The sequence below is a fragment of the Pseudoalteromonas rubra genome (genome assembly GCF_005886805.2).
In the GTDB taxonomy this organism is placed as follows: domain Bacteria; phylum Pseudomonadota; class Gammaproteobacteria; order Enterobacterales; family Alteromonadaceae; genus Pseudoalteromonas; species Pseudoalteromonas rubra_D.
Window position 1 is genome coordinate 871,144 of record NZ_CP045429.1, and the last position, 26,251, is coordinate 897,394.

Genomic DNA, 26,251 nt, shown 5'->3' on the forward strand with positions numbered 1-26,251 from the left:
CTGCGATAGAGCATGTTTATACGCAAGTGTAACTGCTTGCTCCATGTGAGAAAAGGGGCCTGAATATAAAGGGTGAGGCCTGAGCAAAAAGAAAAAGGACGTCTCAGACGCCCTTTCGCTTATGGGTTACTTTTTCTTTTTTGTTTTGGCCTTAGCGGCTTTTTTCTTCGCTTTGATTTTGACTGGATCTTTTTTCTTTTTCGGTAACTTGGCTTCTTTGTGTTTCGGCTCCAGCCCTTCAACCACACGGCGTTTCAACTTTTGCTCCGTGTAGCGCTCAACTTTACCCAGGATCTCGGCATCATGGGCTTCAACCAGTGAAATGGCGGTGCCTTTTTTACCGGCACGACCGGTACGGCCAATACGGTGTACATAAATGTCGGCAGTACGCGGCATATCAAAGTTAATCACATGGCTGATATCCGCGACGTCGATACCACGCGCCGCCACATCGGTGGCGATCAGGATGCGGGTGCGACCACTGTGGAAGCTGGCCATGGCGGCCATGCGCTTGTCCTGGGGCATTTCTCCGCGCAACCAGGTGGTCTTAATGTCCTGGGTATACAGCTCGCCAACCAATTTTTCCAAACGCTCACGGGTCTTCACAAACACGATGGCCTTGGTCACTTCTTCGCTTTGTAGCAGGTTAGCGAGAATGGCCAGCTTGTGCTGATAGTCATCTGCCAGGTGGATCCACTGGTGGATTTTGCCCTTTTCTTTACGTGATGACTCGGCCTCAAGTAGTGCCGGATCTTTTAAGATACGCTCGGCAAACAGCTCGACGCTGTCACCTTCCAGCGTGGCAGAAAACAGGAAACACTGACGGCGGTTCTTTGCTTCGTTGCAGATCTTAAGCATTTCTTTTTTAAAGCCCAGGTCTAGCATGCGGTCGGCTTCATCGAGGATCAGCAGCTCAACATTGTCGGCATGGAAGTTTTCGGTCTCAAGATATTCCATCAGACGGCCCGGTGTGGCTATCAGAATGTCGTTGTTCTTTTCGAAGATTTCTTTGTGACTACCATAGTTAATACCACCGGTTACCACACCGATTTTCAGGTGCGTGCCTGCTGCCAGTGCTTCGCATTGCTCAAACACCTGATAGGCTAGCTCACGGGTGGGCGTCATGATCAGCACTCGGGCAAAGCCGGGATCGCGACGCGGAAAATCCATCAAATACTGAATTGCCGGGATCAGGAAGGCTGCTGTTTTACCTGTGCCCGTTGGCGCAGACGCCAGTATATCACGGCCCATCAGAGCCTCCGGAATGGCCAGCTGTTGAATGCTGGTGGCCTGCTCAAAGCCCATTTTTTTTATGGCAGTCAGTAGCGTGCCGTCGAGATCGAATTCAGTAAATTGCATAGTGCATCACAAATAAAGGACAATAGCGGAATTATACTTGGCAATCCGGGTTTCTCAAAGGAGCAAAATGGCAAGCTTTGCATTTAAGCAATTTACGGTGGCACAATCGCGCAGTGCAATGAAGGTGTCGACCGATGGGGTGTTATTCGGCGCCTGGGTTTGCGTGACGGGCACACAACGCATGCTGGACATCGGTGCTGGTACCGGGTTACTGAGCCTGATGTGCAAGCAGCGCGCTCCATCACTGATGATCGATGCGGTTGAGATTGATGCGCAGGCCTGTCTGGATGCCCGAGACAACGTCCATGCCAGCCCCTGGCAGGGTATTCGGGTGCACCAGACTCCCATTCAGACATTTGCTGCAGATCAGCCCTATGATTTGGTGATCAGCAATCCACCGTATTTTAATCACAGCTTAAAAGGGCCGGATGTTGCCCGAAATACCGCCCGCCACACTGACAGTCTGAGTTTTTTGCACCTGATTGAGGCGTTTAAGCTGCACAGTCACGCACAAGGTCGGCTTGCGGTCATTTTACCGGCTCAGGAAGGACTTGCGTTTATCGCACTGGCACAGCAGCATGGCTTGTACCTTGCTCGTCGCTGTGATGTCACGATGACGCCTGGCAAGCCCGTTAGCAGGCTGATGCTGGAATGGCATCGAGCACAGACTGGTCTGGTTCAGGAAGCCTTGTGTGTGAGAACGCAGGATGGCGCATACAGCGCAACGTTTATTGATCTGTGTCGTGATTTTTATCTAAAAATGTGACCCTCAATGGCGGCGTAATGGGCACTCATGCAGTAATCTTATGTAATATCTAAGCTGTTTGAAAAACGCTAAACTCGCAAATATAGAAATAAGACTGAACTGGATCATTCCGGACTCAGTGCAAGGAGCCGATAATGGATCAAGATACTCAAATCATTTGTAACTTTCTGAGCGACATTAACTTGCCCCATGCGCTTTGCCCCGTGGAGGGGAAGATGTTTCTGCCGGGCCTGCAAATCGTACATGGCGTACTCCACATCGACATTGAACAGCTGGTTTGCCCCGGAGACATATTACATGAAGCAGGGCACATTGCGGTATGTGAGCCGATTTTTAGGCCTCAATTGCATGAAGATGTTTATAAAAACGGGCTTAAAAATGGGCGCGAAAAACAGGCAATGGAAGGCGAAGAAATGGCTGCGACTGCCTGGTCTGTCGCTGCGATTTGGCACCTTGGGCTGCCCATAGATCTGGTGTTTCCGGAAAACAGTTATCAGGGCATGAATCAGGCACTGAAAGAAAACTTCGAAAAGGGTGGAATATTTGGCGATCCGTTGCTGACGGCCTGGGATATGACCTGTCCGGATAAGGGCTTTCCTACCATGACAAGTTGGATCAGGGAAGTGCGCTGGTTGAATGAGTTACCAGAGCCGCTGGCGCAGGCTTAATGTGGGGATGAGTGTAATTAAAAGTCCTCAGAGCTACTCGCGCGGAGTGCTCTGAGGGCAGAATATCAGGCCTGGCCGTGCTGACGTATCTTAGTCAGAAAATCTGAGACGTCGACAGAGCAGAAAGTGACCATGGCAAAAAATTGGTTGAGTTTTGGTTGACCCACATCGCGCTCCCAATTTTCATACGTTTTACGACACACGCCAAGCTGAGTCGCCATTGCTTGTGTTGTCACACCTTTATTTTTTCTCAACTTCCTGAGGTCATCACCAGTGATGTAGCGGGAAAAAAATTCCATATTGTTAGTTCCTTTGATTATTGTTTTAAAGGTAAAGCCGGGTGTGTTTGATGCTGTTTTGCGGATGATCTAAAAGACACCTGCCCGGACGCCTATTGCTATTTCCTGCAATGGGTAATTTGTAACTCAGATTGCAATGAAAAAAATAATAATGTGCAACTTTTTTTCAGGTTATGAAATGATTCATTGATAGTAAGGATTTCGCGAATCTTGCCAGCGGATAGGTAAGAGACATAATCGTTATTAATATGAGCTTTAAGACTTTGTGATAAGTTAATTGCTTGCGCAAAGACAGATGTTCCTTTTTGATTGACCTGAATACGGGGTGAACAATACAATATGCCACCATTTTCTGGCCTATTGAATATTGTTAGTAGGTTGTACATCGGCAGATGGGCATTATGTTGGCCTCTGTCTCTAAACCTGACACATTTTATGTATAGGTTGAGGTCAATACAGTTGCTGATTTTAGCATTAACCGGGCCTTGAATTTTATCGTTAAGGGATATCTATCGTGAAGTTTTTCTTTCAGGGAGGGAAGAAATTGTCTCCTCTGTGCGCATTGATCAGTATGTGTATACTCTATCCGCTTTGTTCAAATGCCAGCGAAGGGTTTGAGCAAGCGTATAAGCCAGTTATGGTGGGAAATGTCCGGATCTTTAAGCCAATAAAGCTACGCCCTGACACGGTGGTCAAACTTTCCAGCCAAGTAGATGGAGAGTATACCAATCTTGCCTGGACCCCTTCACGACAAGCAAAGTACTATCAGATACTCAAATTCGATGGTCAAACCTGGCAGGTTGTGGTGCCAAGCACAACGGCCAGTTATTACCGATATCATGGTACCGGCAGTTTTAGAGTCGTGGCCTGCCATCGCTATGGTTGTTCATCAGATAGTCCAGATAACACCAAGGTGGAAGGTGGGTTAGCAATTAAAGCTTTGTACACCGAGGGTGATAGTGCAGTCATGGCTGGCAGTACGATTAGGGTTGGCTGGCAACTTTCTGGTGCAACAAATGCGGTGATTCATTATAGCCAAAATGGCGTCAGCAACGCATTTCAAGCATCGTCTTTCACCAAAGGCACACGCACGTTTTACGTGCATAGTAACTCTAGCGTTACTTTGACGGCCTATGGGTTTAACGGAGCAAGTGCATCTACATCGATTAATATCGCGACGCTCAGAGAGAACCCGTTTTTAAGCAAGAGAATCCAAAGTGAATACAAACAGCCTTTGTTTGATCTAAATCTGGATATTATTGAGCGTACAATCTTTCAGAACGAGCACCATCTTTTTTTCTCTACGCATGATGGAAAACTATATTTCTTTAGAGCACACAAAGAGCTGGATAGCCCCGTTTCATGGCATCAGGAGTGGTCCTTAACATTGGATGGGGTGGTAAATAGTGCACCGACCATCACCGAGCATTACTTGTATTTTAATGAAACCAATTCGAACAACCAGGGGCGGATCTGTCAGGTTCGTTTATCAGATAAACAGCTCCTTAAATGTTCAGTTTATGAAGATGATGCTTTGCTGACCAGTCCGGTCATTGTTAATAATGATGGTGACTACTCAGCCAAATTTATGGATTCACTGTCAGGAGAGCAAAAAGCAGCGGGCGTCTATGCATTTTACCAAAGCGGTAAAGTGAAAATTTTTGACCAGCAGGGGTTAGCCCCTCAGCCGCAGAGCTTTACGCTGACTGAGCATATCGAGCAGCCCGTTATTAACACCCCGACTTTATTTCTCAATAAGAAGAATATTCAGGGCCTTTCTGAGCTGTTCCTGGTTAAAGACCAGGATCAGGTGCTGGGTGTAGCCATCCCGACTTCTGGGTCTGTGCAACAACAGTCTCGCAGTGTTGGTGTGTTGTCACTCAGCGCGTTGAGTGAATCAAAGCCGATGACCGTGCTATGGAGAGGAGCGCTATAACATGGGAAAAACGATGATGACTAAAGCCTGCACCTGGTTAGCGTTCGCATTGATGAGTGGCATGTCTGCGTCCGCTTTAGCGGGTGCATGTACCGATGTCACTAATTTGTCATTTGAGTCGGGTAACAGTGAGCCCTACAGGATTGACCTTACTAATATGATCTTCAGGGAGTTTCAAAGTCATGATGGTCATGCAGTTGAATTTGAGGGCATTGTTGAAGTAAAAAGTGGCAGCACGGCTTTGTCACGTAATTACTGGGGAGATGGAGAGACCGAAATTAATGATTATGGGGATGTTTTACCTTATCTTACATTAAAAAGCTTGCCTGCATTTGGCACTTTTACTCTTAACTTAACGGCTAAGTCATTTTCAGAATCGGTTCAAGAAGGCAACGATAAGACTGAAAGAGAGCATAAATGCTACATGAAGGTCACTTACGTCAAAAAAACAACGCCTACTTTTAAAAACATAGCCCACGAAGATACTTATCGAAATAGGGCGGTTTCTATCAGTTTTACCGCCAATGATAAGGGCAGTGATTTAACTAAGGTCGAGATAAAAAAAGGGAAGAATCTTTTAAATGATTGCGATAACAATGGCACATCGTCCTTAAGTTGCAGTTTTAGCTATCGTGCTAACTCACTGCCTCTGGGGAGCCATACCTGGACTGCAATAGCGACAGATAAATACGGAAATACAGCAGCAAAAGACGTCACTTTTTCCATATTAGAACCCAACACTCCTCCGGTTATTTCTGATATCACCATAGCAAACAATCATGTCTTGTTGCCCGGTGATGATGCCCTCGTGTCATTTTCTATCACTGATGAAGACAATAAGTCTTACAATCAAATGAATTTAGACACGTTTAAAATTAACGGAATTGGATATAAAGGCAGCAGTCACTGTACTACTTCAGAGAGCGAGATTACCTGTACCAACGTACCAATCTCTGCTACGCCAGGCCAGGGCAGCAATGAGTTTCCTATTACTGTTAGTGTGAGTGATAAGCAGAACGCTTCGGTATCCAAGCAAGCTAAAGTGAGCTTCAATTATGCGCCCAGTGTCAGCTTGAATGATTTACCGGACATAGTGGCTAAAGATAAAACTATCAGGGTAATTGCATCTGCCAGTGATGCCAGTGGTTTAAAGCAGGTGAAGATCTGCTTAAACTCAAAAGGGAGCAATGAGCCATCGGTCAGCGCTTGCGCAAAACAAATAAAACACTGTGACTTTTCTAATGCTCCGGGTACAGGTGAGTGTACAGTTGACTTTTCTTACCAGAGTGTTGCTGGCCTGACCAACTCAAACGAATGGTATGTGTCTGTGCTTGCAAAAGATATCCATGACGTTGGGTTGAGCACGCCAGCTAACCATTTACTCATCTTTAAAGAGCGCTTCTCCTTTGCTATATCTCAAGTGCCCGCTGGAGACACTAGCCCCATCCGCGTTGGTGATATTGTCACGGCTAAAATTAAAGTTGCCGCTTTCTCTCCCGATTCAAGTCAATTAACTGATCTCAGGCTTACCAGCAACCAGGTTGCCCAAGCTGTGACTGTGAGCCCTACATTGCCAATGACACTACCACAGGCGACCGATCAAGGTGAGGCGCAGGAAGTCATACTTTCCTGGCCAGCAAACGCCGTTGGCGAGCAAGAAATTCAACTGACACTGACAGACAATACCGGTGAGTCTGTAACCAATAAGCTGGGTAATATTGCTGTTGAATATGAAATGCCAACAAAACCCGCAGGACTGACACTCAGTTCGGACAGAGTTGAAGGGGGCGAACAGCTCACTATGAAGGGCTTTGAGGCTACCAAGCTGTTGATAGTAAAAGTTTACCTTGGTGACAAGGACACCCCAGAGGAGGAGGTAACCTTAAGTGCCACAGGCATTGAGAAAAGCTATACCTTTTTCACAACCCCGGCATTACATGATAAAGAACTGACATTTAAAGTAACACCGGTTAACTTTTATCCCAATAATCCGAATAAGGTCTACGGCGACCCACAAACAGAGACGCGTACAATTGTTCATCGCACGCCAGATCCTGTACCGCCGCGTTTTAATGATCACACGCGACAAGTTGATGGCCGCTATATTCTCAGCTGGCCTGACAATGCAGATGGTGTCACAGAGTATTATAAGATGAACATGTGGCCCGGGTTACCGAGTGACAAAAACCATGCACCAAATAAGCTATCCGCTCAGATAACGTCAAATCAGTATTCGGTAGTGTACTTAAATCAAGGTCAGTTTACGTACGAATTGATCGCATGTAACAACATGGATGGGTGTACTGCGGGCCAACAGATCACCATTGCTCATATGGCACCGATACTGCAATCAGCGACCATCTCTGCGTGCTCCGCAACGCAATGTAATCTGGCTATTACAGGGTTGTTTTTAGGTGGTGCCGAGAGCCTGATAAAGGTTCGTAATCGTGCAACCGGAGAGGTCTTTACTGCCAGCAACTATCAGGTTATCAACAATACTCATATTACAGCTAAGATCGATAAAAAAGTCGAGGAAGGGTTCTTACATGGCGGCTTGCACGTTATTGCGACCAACGGGGTATTCAAAGACGGTAAGTTAGTGCAAAGCAGGCTGATGGTGGATTCCACAGGCAGCAGCGGCCAGCCTGACCTGCTTGAAGGTCAGATAGTTATGAGTGACAACGGTTACCTCTATGTTGGTGAAGACACTGGGCTCGCAGGTTACAGTGCTTTTAACGATGAGTTTGAAAAGTTATGGGTGTATGAGCCGCAAACCAATAATAGTGGGCGCGATGATATTCCTGCCAAGGTAACCGCGCGACCGCTGGTAGAAAGTGTTGCGGATGATGACCATATATATTTTGGTTCGGTGAATCATCAGTTCTACAAACTCCGCCACAGACCTAAGCAGAGCAGTGACTCCCTGAGAAAAGTTCAGGACTGGCTGTTTACCTCCAAAGGACCCATTATTGCTCCGGCGCAACTGGACCAGGACGGCAATCTCTACGTTGGCTCCATGGGCCGCAATCTGTATTCATTGGATAAGCAAACAGGTCACGTGCAGTGGCAATACGAATTTCCGGCCGGTATCAATCATCAGGTGGATGTTGCTGCATCCGGGCAAATCTATGTTAAGACGGCAGATGGTGAGCTGCATGTTATCGACAGAACTATGATTTCAGCCAATGCGATTAAATGGCGAGATTTAGGCGTATTACATGATGCCTTCCGAGAGCATATTGCACTGTGGGAAGCCAGCCGATGGGAACCCAATCAGGAGCACACTCAGCTAGTTGCATTGACCAAAGCCATGCTGGTGTTGTTACAGCGTGCACCAAGCAAAGACCAGTTAAGCTTACTGGCATTCCTGTATGACAACGGGTTTTCATTTAATGAAATCATCAGCGCTTTAATTAACGCTAACCCTGAGCTGGCGAATGCCGATGATGTGGCCTTTATCAACACCCTGTTTAAATATTTTCTGGGTACACTGACAGGCGACGAAATCCTGGCTGGAGGCGATCGGGCCTACTGGGTTGCACAGCTCAGATCAGGTGCGACCCGTACAGAAGTGTTTATAGCATTGCTGGAAGCTGGCGCCGCCAGAAGCCAGTATGACAGTGTCACATTCAATTTACTCTACTATTTCTATGACTACTGTCGGGTGGTGAATGGCTGTATCTATGACAATGACTCAGACAATGATGGATTAAGCGATCGGGTTGAGATTGAATTAGGGACCAACCCCGTTGACCCGGCTGATGGAATAAGTGCGCCAACATTGGCGTTAGTGAACACCGGATTCGGCACAGTTGAGTTGACCATCTCATCGGATAGCCTGGTGGAAGAGTATGAACTATATGTCTCACAACATAATGATGCATATTATCGCGCGGACGTAATCGCAGCGCAAAATGCAGAAGATGGGCCGGTGAGTGGTGATGTCACTACCTGGGTAAATGACTACGACAATGGAGAATATCGCTTTAAGGTTAAGGCGTGTGTTCGAGTTGCCCTGAAGGGGAACCCTCAAGTACTACATTGTAGTAATAATTTCTCGAATGAAGAACGCGTGCTGATCAATGACAGCACGCAAACTACGTCTCCCAGTATTTCATTGCCATTTGTCCAGGCTGAAAATGCGGCTCCCTCTGTGGATATTTTAACGGCACACGCTCGTCTTACCCCGACACTGGGTAGCTTCCGGGTCAGTGAATCAGGATCCGCAGCGTACAATGTGCCTATTGAACTACCAGCAGGTAAGACGGGTGTTAAACCATCCGTCAGCCTTGATTACAACTCGCAAACACCCCGTACCAATGTTGCACTTGGCTGGAGTTTAAGCGCGGCCTCCAGTGTTAGCCGGTGTCGTCAGACCAAAGCACAGGATGGCCAATTTAAGGGGCTCACCCTGAGTGACGAAGATCGATACTGTTTAGATGGTCAGCGCCTGATCCAGCTGGATGCGAATGAGTCTATTGACGGGCTGACAACCATCGCCACCTTTGAGACAGAGATTGAGAGCCATCAGACGATCATTTTGGCAAACAATGCAGAGACCGGGTTGGAAATGTTTGTCGTCATGGGCAAAGACGGCTCGTACAAATATTATGGCGGTACTGAAAACAGTGAAGTACGTATCATTGATGCCGAACAACAGACGCATGTATTGACCTGGATGCTCCAGAAAGTAACAGATAATCTGCAAAAAGATGAGACTTCCATTTACTACACCTATACAACGGAAGCATCTAACGGCCAGAAGCTAGGCAGCAATGAAAAAGTACTGAGTACGATTAAATATAGCGATAATACTGTGCAGTTTAGTTACTCTGTAACAGACACTTATCGCTCAAGTTATATTGATGAGGCTAGATTAACCCAGGCCTCTCAACTTGATGGTATCACAGTAACCAATCACAACGGCTTTGAGCTCAGTGATTATTCACTGGTATTCAACACTGAGAATAACGGCCTACGCACACTGAAAAGCATTGCGCAGTGTCGTAACCAGATATGTAAACTCCCGATAGAGTTTGACTACACACCGTTTGCCAGTGATTTAGAGTACAAATCCTATGCTCAGGTCTTTACGCCATCAGGGGACAACAAACTGGCCGCTATGACGTTGATTGACTCTCAGGGCGACGGAACCGCAGAAGTGGCCACTTTGGAAAAAATTGGCGATAAACAGTATGAGCTGTGCTTATGGGAAGGTAATACTTTTGCACCTGCGAGCGAAATAGCGTGTGGCCGTATTTCTCGTTATGACGATTCAGACACCGTGGATATGCAGGTGGTTGACGCCAATGGGGATGGTAAGCAATCGTTGTGGATCAGTAAGCAGGATAAGCACAATGGCGATCATAAAACCAATGCTTACTACTGGACGCGTGCATCTTTAAATGCTGGGGTGATTGAGTGGTCGCCGATACCACTTTCTGACAGCTATGGACCATTCATCAAACATAGCAAGTTTGCTGATTTTAATGGCGATGGATATGCTGATCTGGTATTCCAGCAAAAGGAAGCCAGTTTATCGGGAGAGAGTGAGTGGCACGATAAGTTCAGTGGCAAGAATGAGATTTTTATCGCGCTTTATGACCCTCAAACGAGTGAGTTTTTAGCGCCGCATGTCGCGACTTCAAATCAGCCGGGCAATTATTCGCAGATGACGCGCAAGAATACGCCCTGGTATGCAATGGACGTCAACTTCGATGGTTTGGCGGATATTGTGTCGCTTAAGTGTCCTCGTGATAACTGTGGTGAGGGCGAAGCAAGCCACATTTATGTCAATCTGAACAAGGGTTTGAGCATAAGTGGCAACCTGACGGGCTTTGATTCGAGTGCAATTACTAACACCGGCGCAAATCACATTGAGCACCTCACGCCTGCGGATGTGAATGGCGATGGGCTGATTGATCTTATTTATCTTAAAACGATACGTTACCCAGATGAAGTAAAAAGCTGGCGTGTTTTACTGAACCGGTCGAGTGAGCGTGTTTCGTTTGATGAATCGTATATCGACTGGTCGAAAACAGATTCTGCTGGAGTACGTTTACTGAGCGACAAACTTGCGCCTATGGTCATGGATGTGAATAAAGATGGCCGTACTGAGTTGTATTTCTCAACTAAAAATATCAACACAGAGTCGCCTTCATGGGTGCAGTACGAATGGCACATCGAAAATGAAGAATTTGTTAAGACACAAAATTATACGCCATTTTTGACGCCTGACGTGCAATTTGACAAAGGGGACTCTGCGTTTTTCAGTGATTACAATCGCGATGGTGTGTCTGATCTGATGTTTAAAAATGGCGACAAGGTACTGGTGAAGTTTAACCTGGACCAATCACCCTATGAAGGGTATCTGTCGGGCATTACTCAGGGTTACGCTAATAAGACTCAGATACACTATGCGTTAATGTCAGATAGCACAGTTTATACGCCATTCTCGTCAGCATTTGTGGGCTCTTTGTTTGCGGAAGATAACAAAGACCGTATTGCCTTTGCAGACCAAAAATTGAAAGTAACACCTATCAATGGCGGGGGCATGGTACTGGTCTCGCGGGTTGAGACGGATAGCCCAAGTTACTCTGATGACACCCTGAAAAGCGCTATTGAATACAGCTATGCCGGAGCTCAGGTTCAGTTTGGTGGCAGAGGCATGCTTGGCTTTAAGTCACTGACAACCGTTAATGTCAAAGATGGCCAACAGTTCAGCACCACAACGCGTTATCACCAGGCATACCCGTTTTCAGGAATGCCAGCCAGAACCATTAAAACTTACAATGGCACGGTGATCAGCAGCGCGCTAAATGACTATAAGGTGAAGCCTAATCCACATACAGCGGGAGTGACGTATCAGGTCTATAATCAGCTGGCGAAAGAATGTACCAGCCTTATTAATTTTGACCAAAGTACGTCAATTGGCTCAAGCCAGTGCGCCAGTACTCAAATAGAGCAGGACGTGTTTGGCAATGTCACCACAACCATTTCTCAACAGCTACCAGATAACCGGAACACGGCCATTGTTAGTTTTTACGAAAGCGATGCCTGGCGTAGTATTGATAGTTTAAGTCTAACTAATCCTCTTTCGAGCGTGACGACGAGCAATAACTATGGTGTCAGTGATAATTATAAAAAGCGCGGCCGCTTGGTTTCATCAACGGTTACGCATTCAGCCGATGGTAAAGCGAATCATTCGCTGACGTCAAACTTTACCTACTATGGGTCTAGCCATGCCAATGCTTATATGCTCGAAAGTGAAACGATTGCACAAGGCAAAGGGTGTCAGTACGAGCTCAAAACCCACTATCAATATGATGATTTGGGCAATCTAACGCAAAAGAGTGCGTCTAACTCAGGGTGTGAGGACGACAAGCAAACCCGGATCTCTGAAACCAGTTACGATTCAGAAAAGCGTTATCCGGTTTATTCAAGACAAAAAGCAAAAGCAGATCAGGAACTGTGGGCAAAAGGGGCAGAAGTTCTGACACGCAACGCCTTTGGGCAGGCAATTGAAGTTCGCACTGTTAACGGCACAAAAGTGACCACGCTGTATGACGTGTTCGGTACTAAAATTGGCAGTTATAGCGCCTCTGGTGCGCAAAGTTATCTGTATTTGTCAGCTTGTCAGGACAGTGACAAATGCGTTGCTCAGGCCAACAAAGTTGTCAACGGTGAATTGGTTGAAAAACAATTCATGGACAGAATGGGCAGGGTGTATAAAACCAGCTCAATAACGGTGTTGGGTACCTGGCTGGATACGAAAGTAGCGCATGACCAGTATGGTCGCACGCTGGCGCAAACAGCACCGGGAAGTTCTGAAGTGACTTATAGCTATGATGCTTTTGATCGGGTGACGTCGACAACGGATAACAATAGTCAGGTGACAACCACTTACACTCAGAATGACCTGACTAGTGCTGTTGAGCTAAGCGGCGCAGGTGTATCTACCGGTAAGCAAACTACCACGACTACTAAAAATGCGCTTGGACAGATTGAGTTTGTTACAGACGCCAAAGGTAAGAAGCTGGAATATACCTATGACAGTCGCGGTAATCAGCTGACGGTATATTCATCCGCGGACAACATGGTACTGATTGACAACAGTTATGATTTGTTAGGCCGCAAGGAGACTACCAAAGATGTTGATCGCGGTGACTTTCATTATGAATACAACGCGTTTGGAGAGCTCACAAAGCAAACCGATGCGCGTGGTGTTGCGACGCATCTAAGTTACGACCTGCTGGGACGTAAAGTCCGTCAGTGGCATACGCAACCGGATAGCACCACTACCAACTCTACCTACATTAACCAGACCAATATTGTGTATGAAGGCGAGAGCCTCTGGAATTTTGGTACAAAAGTAGACGATGTGCATCAATTGCAGTCTGCCACTCAGGGCGATAACTGGGCGCAGTATTATTACTACGATACTTTTGGTCGTACTGCCGCAACCCTGACGGCGCTGGAAACACAAACATGTGTGAGTGGCGTTGTGTTTAATACACGCCTGAACGATTTGCGTATTAAACCAGGCTATAACGACCCGAGCCATCCGAGCCGTGACCTGTCTGACCCCTTGTCTTCGCGATGTGTGATCCAACAAATGGCCTATGATGAATTTAGCCGGATCAGCTATCAGTTTGATGATTATCGCAAACTGGAAAACGGTAAATACATCGATGCCCGAGGGGTAAGAAATACCTATCAGCACGGCCTGGTTGTGCAAAAACATGAAGCGAGAGAGGGGCTGTATGGTCAGCAATATTATGAAGTACAGTCTCTGAATACCCGTGGACAAGTGACCCAGTATAAAAAAGGTAACGCTGTCATGTCGGTATCGTATGACGATGCTGGTATGGTAAAAACCATTGCAAGCACTAACTATAATCATATTCAGGCAGACTCTTACAGCTTTGATGGCCTGGGCAACTTACTGAGTCGTGCACAGGTTGCGCTCCCTAAACAAAATTATAAATATGATTTACTTAACCGGGTGACGCACATCGAGAATAAGGAATTATTCAAATACAGTGCCAACGGCAATTTATGGTTTAAAGCAAGTTTTGGTCGCGGGGTCATTGCTGCATGTAACTCGATCCGTGATAAGTGGTCCCAATATTTTGGCCAGGGTGAAGCCCCCAGACATGCTATAACAAGCCGCTCGACCAATACCGGAGATGTAGACAATAGCTGTGGTGCAACTGAGCTATTCCCGTCTTCCATTACTGGTTCTCCTATCCCCCTATCGGGTGAACAGCTGTCTGGTGCTGATTTAGCGGGGCAATCTGCGTCGACCAACACAGCGCGGACGGTGACCGAGCGGTTTGCCTATGACAAAAACGGCAATCAAACCAAGCTTTATATCGATGGTACAGATTACCGGACTATTGAGTATACAGCTCGAAATAAAGCGGCCAACATCACAGTTGATGGCAAAGTTGTCAGCTTTAATTACGATGCGAACAACCGCCGTTATAAGCGAGTAGATGAAAACCAGACGATCTACTATGTTGGTGCGCTGGAGCTGACCGTGAGTTCGACGGAAAGCGGCGACAACACACCATTTATAAAGCGTTATATCGGCAATGATGCACAGCAAAAGTACTTTATGAATGGCAACAGCGCCATGCAGTGGATGTTTACAGACCATCAGGGCTCAGTAATTGCAATTACAAACCGTAACTATGAGTTACTGGCCCGTTATTCCTATGATGTATTTGGTGCACAAAAGTCTGAGGGACCTCTGAATCAGGTTGACACACTGAACTTTGCAACAGCGCAGCGAATCTTCGACTCGGTGTCTGATAACTTCCGTGGTTATACAGGGCATGAGCCCGTCAAGATTGGTAATGACAGCCGTATTATTCATATGAATGGTCGGATCTACGATGCAGACACCGGACGATTTATGCAGGCGGATCCGGTGGTGCAGGCGCCTTTGAATCTTCAGAATTACAATGCTTATAGTTATGTGTTGAATAATCCGCTGTCATATACGGATCCTAGTGGGTATTGGTTTGAGCACTTAAAACCGGTCAAAAAAGTACTTAGAAATGTCATCAGAGCTTCCAGTAAAATTATTGGACCGGAACTGACAAACATTATCGGTAATATAGCATTTTATAAGGCGGGTGGTCCTTTGGGCTCCGCTTACTGGAGCTACAACTTTACCCGCGCGATGGGTGGGGCTTCGTCACAAGCGTTTAAAGCTGGGTTGACGTCCGTTGCCTCAGCTGCAGTTTTTTATGGAATTGGTCAGGGCTTTTCTGGGACAGTTTACCTGAATGGGTTTTGGCATGTTTCAGCTCATGCACTTGCTGGCGGAATTCTATCAGAAGTTCAGGGAGGGAATTTTGGCCATGGTTTCTGGAGTGCTGGTTTGACTAAAGGTGCTCAAGTTAGTGGGCTTGTCGACATGAACAACGTCATCGTTGGTACGATACAATCAATGGTTATTGCAGGTACTATTTCAAAATTAACAGGAGGTAAATTTACCAACGCTGCTATAACAGGTGCATTCCAGTATTTGTATAATGCAAAAGGTGGCAAAGGGTTTGCCAAGCTTGGAACAGATTTGGTTAGATTATTTACAGGTGATAATCGAACAACAAATCAAAAGATAGTTGAGTTGGCTGCTGAGTTTATCGATGCAGGAGTTCCACGAGAAGATGCATTAAGGAGAGCAAATGAAAGGTATGGTGGTACAAAGAAAACAGGATACGGTCCGAACGATTCCCCAGTAAGGATTGAAGGAGATTGGTCTGTTAATGATATGAAAGCTGCTCTTTTGGGGCATCCACCTAAAGGTCTAGGTAAACCTGATTTGCATCACGCAGATCAAATGCCAGGGTCTGCAATTCATGAGATACTTCCTGAATTGCATCGTGGAAACAAGCAACTACATCCCAATAAGTTCAACCAAGGAGTAACTCCTGAAATGAGGGACGCTGATAGGAAATTACATTGGTGGTATCGCGCAAGAGAGCAAGGTGCTGACGATGTATTACCAAGCTGGATTTATAATTAAAGGGTTAAATGATGGATTTCGATGCGTTTAAAGAGTTAGTAGAAAAAACAAAAAATGACCATCCTATTTGGTTTGGGATGGAATCGGATGAAAGCCCCGATAACGAGGCTTTAGCGGAAGCTGAAGACAAACTAGGCGCTAAGCTTCCTGTGGACTATAAAAACTTCATATTGGAATACGGTGGAGGGTATTTTGCATTCTCAAATGTATTTTCATTAGAAAGAAGAAGTGACTGGAATTTGGTTGATTTAAATGAAAAGTATAAAGCTATCCGAAATGGTCATTTGCTGATTTCAGAAAATAGTTCGGGTGATTTTTATGGGTTCAGGCTTGTCGATGGTGTCTTTGAACCAAGAATATATTTCTATGATCATGAAGTAGAGACATGGGAAGAGTCACCGTATAGTAACCTTTTTGACTACTTGGAGAAATTCGCGCTTTCCAACTAACAAAAACAACAAATTACATGGAGAGGTTGAATGGACACCCACCCTAAAAGTGGAGGTTGAATGGATAGGTTGAATGGATAGGTTGAATGGACACCCACCCTAAATTGGCGTATGTAAGGTACGCCGTCTACCTTTAGGTAATACTCAATGGATTGAGGATGCTGGATTATGCCAATGGCAAGGAAGAGACAGGTCAGCTTATCAGATACAAAGTTTTACCACTGTATATCCCGGTGTGTTCGCCGGGCATTTCTGTGCGGCGTAGACCGCGTAACGGGCAAGTCTTTTGAACATCGTAGAGATTGGGTTGAGGAAAAATTACTGACCCTTGCGAAGGTGTTTTGCATTGATGTGTGTGGCTACGCGGTGATGAGCAATCACACGCATATCGTGCTGTATGTAGATGATAAGAAAGCACAAAGGTTATCAGATAAAGCAATCGTTCTTCGATGGCATAAGTTGTTTAAGGGCAACTGGTTGACGCACAAATTCATCAATGGTGATGCGCTGAGCGAGTCAGAGCGCAATATACTTGATGGAGACATCAGAGAGTTCAGAATACGCCTTGCGAGCATCAGCTGGTTCATGCGGGTGTTGAATGAAGACATAGCCCGCAGAGCCAATAAAGAAGATGGTTGTACAGGCCGGTTTTGGGAAGGGCGATTTAAGTCACAGGCCTTACTGGATGAAGCGGCACTGGCAGCGTGTCTGGCTTATGTTGACCTGAACCCAGTCAGAGCCAAAATGGCAGCGACACCGGAAACGTCTGATTATACCAGCATTAAAAAGCGTATTGAGTATGCACGGCAAGGAAAGCAACCTAAGAGCTTACTGCGCTTTGCAGGTAACCCAAGAAAACACAAGCCCAAAGGATTGCCCTTTGAGCTGACTTATTACATACAGCTGGTTGAGCTAACAGGCCGATGCATGCGTGCAGATAAGCGGGGTTACATCTGCGATAGTCAGCCACTGCTGACACGATTGCAAATAGAGCCGGATAGCTGGCTCAAACTAACTACGCAGTTCACAAAGGTGTTTCATGGCGCGGTAGGGCGAAAGCAAGCGATGACAGATTACTGTGAGCACCTTCACAAAAGGCGACGCGCTAACCTGAGTCAGTGCGAGCGGTTACTGGGTTGATATAGTGTTATCTCGGTATATTTAATTTTAGGCCGAGTGTGCTTTGGTATTGCCCGGCCCGGACGATTTGTCGGGATTTCGAGTTTATACTTACGGCTTTAACTATTCAGAGCTTATCAGGAAACGTGGAGCTACATATTGAAAGTGCTCTCAATTGACCTGCCAATTTACCAATTATGCCGGCATCCACTTGTAAACGGGCAGTGTTTTGTCTGCCCTATACAAAATGCTCGCTGCGTCTGTAAAGTCTGGGATTGGCTTTATAGGTAATATCTACATAGATACGTTTGCGTGAATTAGTTCAGGGTAACCATGCTGATCACAGCCATTGACGTAGTAGTTTACTTTTTGGTCGGTTGCAAATGCAGCCAATATGAGCGAGTACAATTCAGAAAATACTTTGTTGGACTTCTTCAGAGCGATTAAATCAGACTGCTCGCAATTGTATGGATTTTTCATTGAAGCGAATTTGAAGTATATCGTTCCATCAACATTATTTGTTGAGTGAGCATAGATTTCCTTAACATAAGTCGTACCGCTCCAGGAGCCTGCATGAGTAACAAATGAACAAATCGCCAATGTTGAACTTATAACGAGTGCTTTAATTTTCAAAATTTACCTCATAGTTAGCTTTTAACTTAACGCCCTAATAAGGGGCTGATAATGCGTGGCCAAACGGTGTAGTGAAGCGCAGCTGAGCCAAGCTTTAGCGGCCCCGCGCCTAATTTTTTATTATATAGAACCAAGCTTTTTCTTACGATCTTTTAATGTAAAGAAGTACCAGATAATCATCTCAAGTTGGTAGGTAGAATGTATGCTATCTGTCGTTAGGTTGTATTTAGTATACATTGCCGGAGCGCCCATATATGGACTAGAAAGATATGTAAGAAATGTTTGCCGTGGGGCGTGTCAATGTAAGTCTTGGAATTGGCTGAGAGGTTAACGGTGCTGTCTAATGTGTTTATTAAACAGCACCTGTTGCGTTATTTAATATAGTACTTCAGCACATCCTGTTCTGTGTGAGAATACAGCGTAGAGTATGGCCAGATGGTAAATTGTCGCTCCGGATTGCCATTAAAAATAGCCGCACCGGCAATATCCCATTGATAATATCCGGTATTGTCAGCCAGAGCAGCCATGGTGAAAGTGCCGCTATCGACATAACTACAGGGCACGCCGGTGGGCTCAGATCTGAAAATATTCAGGCCCTCTATATGAGGGGTGTTGTCGAAAGTTGCCGTTAAGTCTGCCGCGGTGTCGTCCAGTAGCCCCTGACATCCTACGCCAGTTGGGTTGGTGACATTGAACGCCGAAATCATCGATACTTTGCTATGCTCATCAACAAACATCAGTCCTTCCGTCATCGCAGCGCGCAGTGCCTGCCATCTTGACGACTCAAGCACACCATATTGGTCGACTCTGACCGGCTCGCGGATCAGTTTTCTGTCAATACCATCGGCATGGTTGGCAAACAGTGTCCAGCCACCGCCCAGGGTTTCCATATCACAATACGCCACAAACGGGGCAACACTGCCCGCGCCATCCGGGTCTATGGTGTAGTAGCCTGACTGGCTGGTCGGGTTGGTTTGTTGAATATCATGGCAGGTTTTACCCTGTGCCTGCGGGCTGTTATCGGCAAATTCGTCGATAAAAAAGCCGTAATATTCCATTTCATCGATTTGAGTATAGTCGCCAGAGCCATGGGTGCTCAGCACGAGTAGCCGGAAGCTGCTCCCTAACGCCGCTTTAGAGAGCTTAACCTGACTGGTTCCTTTTTCCATGGTAATGGTTTCATGATCGGTGAACGTGATGCCATCGTCTGATACCTGAAAAATCACCTCTTTGGGTGTCCGGGGCGAAAACTCTGCGTGTTTCATCGACACCTGAGTGCTAAAACCGGTGATCACGGCTTTTCTGGCAAAAGAAACCTGCAACCACTCGTTGCTGTTGGTTGGGCCAAGCCAGATCCCGTGCGTCAGCAGTTCACCTGCCTGAGGGTTGATTTTCGGATTTGGATCCGTGTAATACAGGTGGCCGTCAAATGCACCAGCCGGACTGAACTGGTTAACGGTGCCACTGGCGGTGTAATTACCCGGTGAAAGTGAATTCGTGTAGACCAGGGCAATGTTATTATTAGCGCCAGTGGTATCACCATCGGTGACAACCGGGCGGGAGAGTGTCAAGTCTTCAAAGTGACAGAAGTACTGGATAGCAGGTGCGCCACCGGGACCGTCCGCATCAATCAGATATAAGTTGGATGTTGCAGTTGGGTCACTGAGGGCAATGCTTTCACAGCTGATCCCATCACTGGGATACACTTCCTGATTGAGGACGTTAACCATGTCAAGTAAACGGGCATATTTGGCTTCCAGAGACTGACTGGCATTATCAACATACCGTTTGGTAACCAGATGGTTTGGCGCGATAGGATCGTTGGCGATGGCATTACCAATGACTTCCAGCGCTGCACTGGGTGACTGGGTGCCCACACCGACGGAAACGGTGGTTGATACGGTTGTTGCACCATCACGCCAATGTGTGGTGCCAGGCAGGCCCTGATCTCCTTTGGGTCCTTGCAGGCCTTGTTCACCTTGTGGCCCCTGTATGCCTGGTTCTCCTTGTTGTCCGCGCTCACCTTGTGGCCCTTGCAAACCTTGTTCACCTTGTGGCCCCTGAAGCCCTTGCTCACCCTGTAACCCTTGTTCACCTTGTAATTCGCGCCAGAGTGCGCCATCACAGCTAAAAATTTGCTTATCTACACTGCTGTAGTATATCGAGCCTGTGTGCTCTGGGTTGCAAGGGACTGGCGCACTGGCATTGGGCGTTAATCTCAGGGCGCCGGGTATTTCCAGGTTGGCCTGCGCCAGTGGCTCAAATAATGCCGGGTAACTGTTGGGATCAGTGGGGTCAGTATTGGCCAGAAACTCAGCTAAGTTACTGGCGCTATCCTGATCTATATCTGCACTGGCATCACTTGCATCTGCCGGATTGAATCCATAGCGAATTTCCCACTCATTGGTCATGCCATCGCCGTCATCATCCAGTGGTTTAGCCAGGCTAACTACGGAGATGGCATCTACGTCAATGGTGTTGGCATCAATGCTGGTATTGTGTATTTCCAGTGCCATCGTATCAGTTAACTCAGCAAGCGCACGATGCGCCTCGGTCGGCTCAAAGGTCACATCGAGCTGGACAAATGCCCCTTCGACTAATGTGAGATCAGGAGTGACATCAACAAAGTGCTCTGCAATGCGAAAGCCAACTCTAAAGTTGGCCGGGTTAACACTGGCGCGCACGCCCAATTTAGCCTGGATCATGTAGTTGTTGGTTAAACTCAATGGCACAGGCAGGGCCTGGCTCAGGGATGCACCCTGACCAATGAAGGCGACGTTGTTTACAGCCTGATGATCGGCATAATGAGCTGAGGAGAGGTTAATGATCCCCGCCTGACTATCGGAAAATGTCCAGACATCAGAGGTGTGGCTTAACTGTGCTTCAGCCAGTGTTTGTTGCTCGAACTGGCCATCCTGTACCAGTTCAGTTCCCGATGCGTGCCAGCATAATGTGGCGAGCATGGCAGGTAACACTCGTTTTTTCATGTTTTTTCCTGTGTAAGAGTAGAGTTGGATTAATGTGCGATGAGTATTGTACAGGATTACGGATTAATGATTGCTATAAATGTTTTTTATCATTCTTTAGTGCGGTCTTTGTGGTGCGAATAGATTCGTTGCCGTGTGAGTGTGAAGCAACGGAGAGGGTCTGCGAATCGATGAGTTTGTTGAAGGTGACTGAGAGCGGGAGAGTAAGAAGAATGACAGGCCAATCCGGGTGCATTGCACCCGGTTAGTATTAATTATGCGGGCTTAGGGTAAGCACCCAGGATACAGAACTGTCCATTCATTATGCACGGGATGGGAAAAGTCCATTCAAACACATTTGCCAGTTAATCGTGGTAAATGGGCTTAGTAAGCCAACTTCCTGACCTAAACCCGTGTTGTCTACCGTGACTGTTGCGTTGTCTATTACTGATTGCACCTGCACTTCTGGCCCCTGGATCTCTACCAGTTGCTCTGCTTCAAATGCACTGGGCACAAAGAAACTTGAATCTTGCGGTTTTCCAAGGTAGGCAGCTGCGGTCGGTACAGGGCTGTTGGCATTGTTGGAGGCTACCGACAGGGTGGACGTGGCGGTGCTTGAGATACCGACACTGGCAGTTGCTGTATGAGAGTGCGCTGGGAGGTGAGCGGTTGTCAGTTTTACTGTTTCGCTACCGCCTTTACTACCTACTGGGTAATGGGATAAACCTGGTCCTTGCCCGTAGCTAACAGGACTTCTGCCACGCAAGTCCGGCATAGCAAAGGTGCTTCTTCCATCACCGCCATAATATGTACCCAGGATGGCATACGCAGCTGAGTATTGTGAGATTGAAATGAGTTGCCCACCGCACTCTGCGAATTGGCGTACTGCAAATATACCTGTAAACGGCATCATTTCACCGATAAATGCGTCGGCTGCCATAACACGCTCTCCTTAAATGATTGTTGTTAATAACGTTATAGTTATTGACAACCATAACTTATCACCTACCAGAAGTATATTACTTAATATTACAGCATAGATTGAACACGGTATTGGTGAGGTGCTGTGAACAGATAAGAGTGATAAGTGAGGGGCCAGCTTGATGATGGATCGAGAGTAGCAAGCCAGCGATGCTGGCTAACAGATTTAATCGTTCATTAAAACAGGGAAGAGTTTGATATCAGTTTGTGTCTACCGAAACAGACAGGGTGTAGCCTGGTCATGGGTATCTCAGAGCGAAGCCATATTATGATCAGGAGCGTGGCGGATAGAGATTGTCTGCACAAATGAGCCAGTTTATGGCCTGAACCGGGTTACGGATATCAATAGACTCACTCTGACCAGTGTTATGCAGTTCAACGTTGGCCCAGGCCGAAGAATGAACGTCTACATTCACGCCCTTTATTCCAACCGGTTGAGCCGTCTCAAATGCGTTTGGCACAAAGAAGCTTTGATCCTGTGGTTTGCCGAGGAACGCGTTGATATTCGGAGCCGGTGTGTTTGCGTTATTGTTCGCAACCAACATTGATGATGTCACACCGTTATTGATGGTTGGCACCTGAGCCGATGCGGCATGATTGTGTGTGGGTAAGTGATATCCAGTGAGTGTTTTTGTTTCAATGCCACCTGTCATACCAACTTGATAATTATACGTTAAGTCGGGTGCCTTTCCGTGGCCAATAAGGCTGCGGCCGCGTAGATCTGGCACGCCAAAAGAGACCCGGCCATCACCACCATAAAGTGTCCCTACTAAAGAGAAAAGGGACGAATATATGCCTATGCTGACTAGCTGGCCGTCACATGGCAGATACTCTCTTACGACAAAATTACCGACAAAGGGCATGAGTTCGCCCGTAAATGCTTCTGTTGACATAAAACAATCCCTAGCGCTTTGATATTAGATACTTACATCAATCTTTATCCTACATGCTCGAATGCCGCAAGTATATTACTTTGTATTACAGGGGGTGCAAGAAGCGCGCTGGGATTAGGCTTAAAGCTGATGTGCTTCTATGTCAATGGCCGCTATTCTGTAGGCTGCTTTGAGCATCACAATGAGTGCAACCACATTAAATACCAGGCTAAAAATGGCTTCAAATGCCATAATATTAATATTGAATGTGCTCAAATACCTTGTGATTTGATCAACAATTTCGATGGCAATGCCTATCACGATCAGCATAAAACCATAGTATTCAGAGGTCGCATTCAGCGCACTGTGTTGCTCAAGCGTTGGGTCGTTTTTACTTTCCAGCATGCGTTTTGAAAAAATTTTCCGGCCATCCATGATAGCCCCAAAGCCAATTAGCAAAATGGTGATGGTCGACTCGTTTTCAATGACTTTCTGATAGCCATGCTGATCCATATGGCCGAGCAGATAGCGTATGTCTTCTGCGGTGATACTACCAACCAGCAGGCTGATCAGCACCAGTGGAAACAGTAAAAATCCCCGGTTGAGTACAACCGCGTAAATGATCTGTCGGGTTTTGGTCATAGTTTTAAAAGTATGTAATTAAAGAAAAAACGGGCTCTTGGGCTTTATGCTAGCGTGGTGCATTTTAGATATCAGCGATAAAGTCCCGGCTCAGGGAGGAAAGTATAAAACAGGTCGGGGTAAAAAAGTATCATGATTTGGCTATCAGACACGTCGTGACTCGCTGTTTTTGGTCAAAGAAGCTTGCGTTAGCAGGCTTCCTGAAGTGTATCGTAACTGACTAGTCAGAATAAACGGCGGCGACTTTTACCCAGGCCCCGCCCGCTGTGCATCCCGATATTGAGAGTGCGACATTCGTTTTAGATGCATGTGCAGCAAGCAAGGTGGACTTAAGAATTGGATCTGCCGATACATTACCTGCCCAACCATTAAATCCAGGGCACTCTTGTTTGGCAGAGTCATTGTAATTTTTGTCTAGCCTTACGGCAATACTCCCCGTTTCACTGACAAAAAGCCTGATGATTTTGCCGCTCATTTCGAAACTAGCAAGTGCTGAGCCAGAGAAGAGTAAAGCGGCAATGGGTAAAATAGTTCTCATAGTAATACTCCCAAATTGTGGTTGTGTATGTTCCTTTCACGGGGATATTAACAGCGCCAGTAGCAGTTCGCAATGGATGGTGTCTGGGTCGCAGATTTGGGTATTATCTTTAGTGAAGGAAACAGCTGTTGAATTGTTTCGTGTTTGGCAAAAAATTATGGCAACGAACAGGCTATTAGGGTGTGCCTGCTGGCACACCAGGTAGTGGACTGTGATTATATTTCTTTTGCTGTCAGAAGTGCCAGTTGGATCATCTCTTCGAAGGAAGATTGCCTGGCGTCACTGCTCAGGTGTGTATCCAGGGTAATGTGGTCTGCAACTGTTAAAATGGTCAGTGCTCTGGCACCATATTGCGCGGCGACACCATATAATCCGGCCGCTTCCATTTCTACACCCAGGATCCCCATGTTATCCATCAGCTCAAACATGTCTGGCTGTGGCGTATAAAACAGGTCGGATGAAAAAACATTGCCAACCTGTACTTTTAGCGTCAATGCTGAGGCAGTGTGGACACAGGCATTGAGTAGGCTGAAGTCGGCAATGGCTGCAAAGTCATGATCTTTAAAGCGCATTCGGTTTACCTTTGAGTCGGTACAGGCACCCATGGCAATAATAATGTCGCGCAGTTGCATGTGCTTGGAAACGGCCCCGCAGCTGCCTACGCGGATCAGGTTTTTCACCTTGTATTCGGTGATTAACTCTTTGGCATAAATGGAGCAGCTGGGGATCCCCATGCCTGTGCCCATCACCGAGAGTTTGCGACCCTGAAAAAAGCCAGTGTAACCAAGCATATTGCGCACTGTGTTGACGACTTTAACATCATCCAGAAAGTGCTCTGCAATGAACCTGGCGCGCAGTGGATCGCCCGGCAGCAATACTGTGTCAGCAAATGCATCGTCAGGCGCATTAATGTGAACCGTACCATGCGGGTTTGTGTGCATCATCAGTAACCTCCCTTGTCTTCGCAGGGCGCACCTGTCAGGGTTGAGCGCACATCATTGAGCAAGCCAGAAGCGCCAAACCGGAAGTGCTGCTTGTTCACCCAGTCCGGGCCCATAGTTTGCCTGGCTTGCATTAGGTAAGCGTGAGCATCGACAACTGTGCGTACGCCCCCAGCGGCTTTAAAGCCTACTTCTTTGCCACTATTCTTGATGGCATTGAGCATCACCTGCGCGGCCTCTAAGGTGGCATTCACGGCAACTTTGCCGGTACTGGTTTTAATAAAGTCAGCCCCGGCATCGATTGCGATGCGCGATGCCTGTTCAATCAAGTGTGACGTTGGTAGCATACCGGACTCAATAATGACTTTGAGTTGCACGTGTGTACCACAAGCTTGCTTGCATTGCTCGATAAGCTGATGGCCGATGTCAGCGTTACCAGCCATCAGAGCAGTGTAAGGAAAGACCACATCGATCTCATCGGCACCAAGTGCAATAGCTGTGCGAGTTTCTTCAACTGCTTTGACTATGTTGTCGCTACCGTGCGGAAAATTCGTGACAGTGGCGATGCGGATCCCTGTGGCCAGGTGTTTTCTGGCCAGTGCGATATGTTGAGGGTAAATACAAACCGCAGCCACATTGCCCAATCCTGAGCTGGCCTGCTGGCAAAGCTGGATGATATCTTGGTCGCATTCTGTGCCAGTCAGGCTGGTCAAATCCATACAATCCAGTGCCAGTTGTGCGGCTTCTTTGCGTGTTATTGAAGACATAGGAAACTCCTGATGTGCTGCCAGGATAACCGGCAGCAAAGAACCACTAACCCGAAAGGCGAGGGGAGGACATTCGTTGGGCCTTGGTCACTCGCACTTTGGGTAATCGAGTGGACTTGGTTCCGTGAAGACGCATCCCGGCGGGACACGTTAATTCCATTTAATCACCGCTGTATTGTCAGTGAGTTGGCTTATATTTACTAGTCTAAAGGCTCCTTTTCATGACCTGGCGCAAGGATTGGCATGTTTGGAACAGTCTGTGTTTGGCAGGCAGAAA

At 46.8% G+C, this 26,251-nt stretch carries 16 protein-coding genes; 6 read left to right on the plus strand and 10 right to left on the minus strand.

Annotation, left to right across the window (positions count from 1 at the left end; genetic code table 11):
* Positions 1–126: 126 nt before the first annotated feature.
* Complete coding sequence (srmB, locus tag CWC22_RS03895) at positions 127–1,359, minus strand: ATP-dependent RNA helicase SrmB (RefSeq protein WP_010382902.1); 1,233 nt, start codon at positions 1,357–1,359, stop codon at positions 127–129.
* Positions 1,360–1,426: 67 nt separating this feature from the next.
* Between srmB and CWC22_RS03900 the strand changes: the two genes are divergently transcribed.
* Both CWC22_RS03900 and CWC22_RS03905 read left to right on the plus strand, forming a co-directional pair.
* Positions 1,427–2,125, plus strand: coding sequence for a tRNA1(Val) (adenine(37)-N6)-methyltransferase (locus CWC22_RS03900; protein WP_138536295.1), 699 nt, complete (start codon positions 1,427–1,429; stop codon positions 2,123–2,125).
* Positions 2,126–2,259: 134 nt separating this feature from the next.
* Positions 2,260–2,793 (plus strand): hypothetical protein, encoded by a 534-nt coding sequence (locus CWC22_RS03905; RefSeq protein WP_138536297.1) that lies wholly within the window; start codon positions 2,260–2,262, stop codon positions 2,791–2,793.
* Between the two features lie 65 nt (positions 2,794–2,858).
* Here CWC22_RS03905 and CWC22_RS03910 read toward each other — a convergent pair whose 3' ends face one another.
* Positions 2,859–3,092, minus strand: a complete 234-nt coding sequence (locus CWC22_RS03910; RefSeq protein ID WP_010382895.1) for a helix-turn-helix domain-containing protein — start codon at positions 3,090–3,092, stop codon at positions 2,859–2,861.
* A 514-nt stretch (positions 3,093–3,606) separates the two neighbouring features.
* On the opposite strand from CWC22_RS03910, the gene CWC22_RS03915 reads away from it, so the two are divergent.
* The 4 genes from CWC22_RS03915 (at position 3,607) to CWC22_RS03930 (ending at position 17,655) form a co-directional block, all read left to right on the plus strand.
* Positions 3,607–5,028 carry a hypothetical protein gene (locus CWC22_RS03915; protein WP_138536299.1) on the plus strand — a complete coding sequence of 474 codons (1,422 nt, stop codon included), beginning with the start codon at positions 3,607–3,609 and terminating at the stop codon, positions 5,026–5,028.
* Position 5,029: 1 nt separating this feature from the next.
* On the plus strand, positions 5,030–16,066 hold the full coding sequence (locus CWC22_RS03920; protein ID WP_138536301.1) for a SpvB/TcaC N-terminal domain-containing protein: 11,037 nt from the start codon (positions 5,030–5,032) through the stop codon (positions 16,064–16,066).
* Between the two features lie 8 nt (positions 16,067–16,074).
* Positions 16,075–16,515 carry an SMI1/KNR4 family protein gene (locus tag CWC22_RS03925; RefSeq protein WP_230090620.1) on the plus strand — a complete coding sequence of 147 codons (441 nt, stop codon included), beginning with the start codon at positions 16,075–16,077 and terminating at the stop codon, positions 16,513–16,515.
* A gap of 168 nt (positions 16,516–16,683) precedes the next feature.
* On the plus strand, positions 16,684–17,655 hold the full coding sequence (locus tag CWC22_RS03930) for a transposase (protein WP_195879848.1): 972 nt from the start codon (positions 16,684–16,686) through the stop codon (positions 17,653–17,655).
* Positions 17,656–17,928: 273 nt separating this feature from the next.
* Here CWC22_RS03930 and CWC22_RS03935 read toward each other — a convergent pair whose 3' ends face one another.
* From CWC22_RS03935 to deoC, 8 genes are all read right to left on the minus strand, one after another.
* Complete coding sequence (locus CWC22_RS03935; RefSeq protein WP_125557953.1) at positions 17,929–18,267, minus strand: hypothetical protein; 339 nt, start codon at positions 18,265–18,267, stop codon at positions 17,929–17,931.
* Between the two features lie 371 nt (positions 18,268–18,638).
* Positions 18,639–21,254: a fibrinogen-like YCDxxxxGGGW domain-containing protein gene (locus CWC22_RS24530; protein WP_195879849.1), complete on the minus strand. Its 2,616-nt coding sequence runs from the start codon at positions 21,252–21,254 to the stop codon at positions 18,639–18,641.
* A gap of 301 nt (positions 21,255–21,555) precedes the next feature.
* On the minus strand, positions 21,556–22,173 hold the full coding sequence (locus CWC22_RS03945) for a phage tail protein (protein WP_138539668.1): 618 nt from the start codon (positions 22,171–22,173) through the stop codon (positions 21,556–21,558).
* Positions 22,174–22,486: 313 nt separating this feature from the next.
* Positions 22,487–23,107 (minus strand): phage tail protein, encoded by a 621-nt coding sequence (locus tag CWC22_RS03950; protein ID WP_138539667.1) that lies wholly within the window; start codon positions 23,105–23,107, stop codon positions 22,487–22,489.
* Between the two features lie 120 nt (positions 23,108–23,227).
* Positions 23,228–23,728: a hypothetical protein gene (locus CWC22_RS03955; protein ID WP_010382871.1), complete on the minus strand. Its 501-nt coding sequence runs from the start codon at positions 23,726–23,728 to the stop codon at positions 23,228–23,230.
* A gap of 220 nt (positions 23,729–23,948) precedes the next feature.
* Complete coding sequence (locus CWC22_RS03960) at positions 23,949–24,266, minus strand: hypothetical protein (RefSeq protein ID WP_138539666.1); 318 nt, start codon at positions 24,264–24,266, stop codon at positions 23,949–23,951.
* Between the two features lie 215 nt (positions 24,267–24,481).
* Positions 24,482–25,210, minus strand: a complete 729-nt coding sequence (gene deoD, locus CWC22_RS03965; protein WP_138539665.1) for a purine-nucleoside phosphorylase — start codon at positions 25,208–25,210, stop codon at positions 24,482–24,484.
* A complete protein-coding gene (gene deoC, locus CWC22_RS03970; protein ID WP_138539664.1) occupies positions 25,210–25,974 on the minus strand; it encodes a deoxyribose-phosphate aldolase in 765 nt (254 codons plus the stop codon). The genes deoD and deoC overlap by 1 nt, the downstream gene beginning before the upstream one ends.
* Positions 25,975–26,251 lie beyond the last annotated feature (277 nt).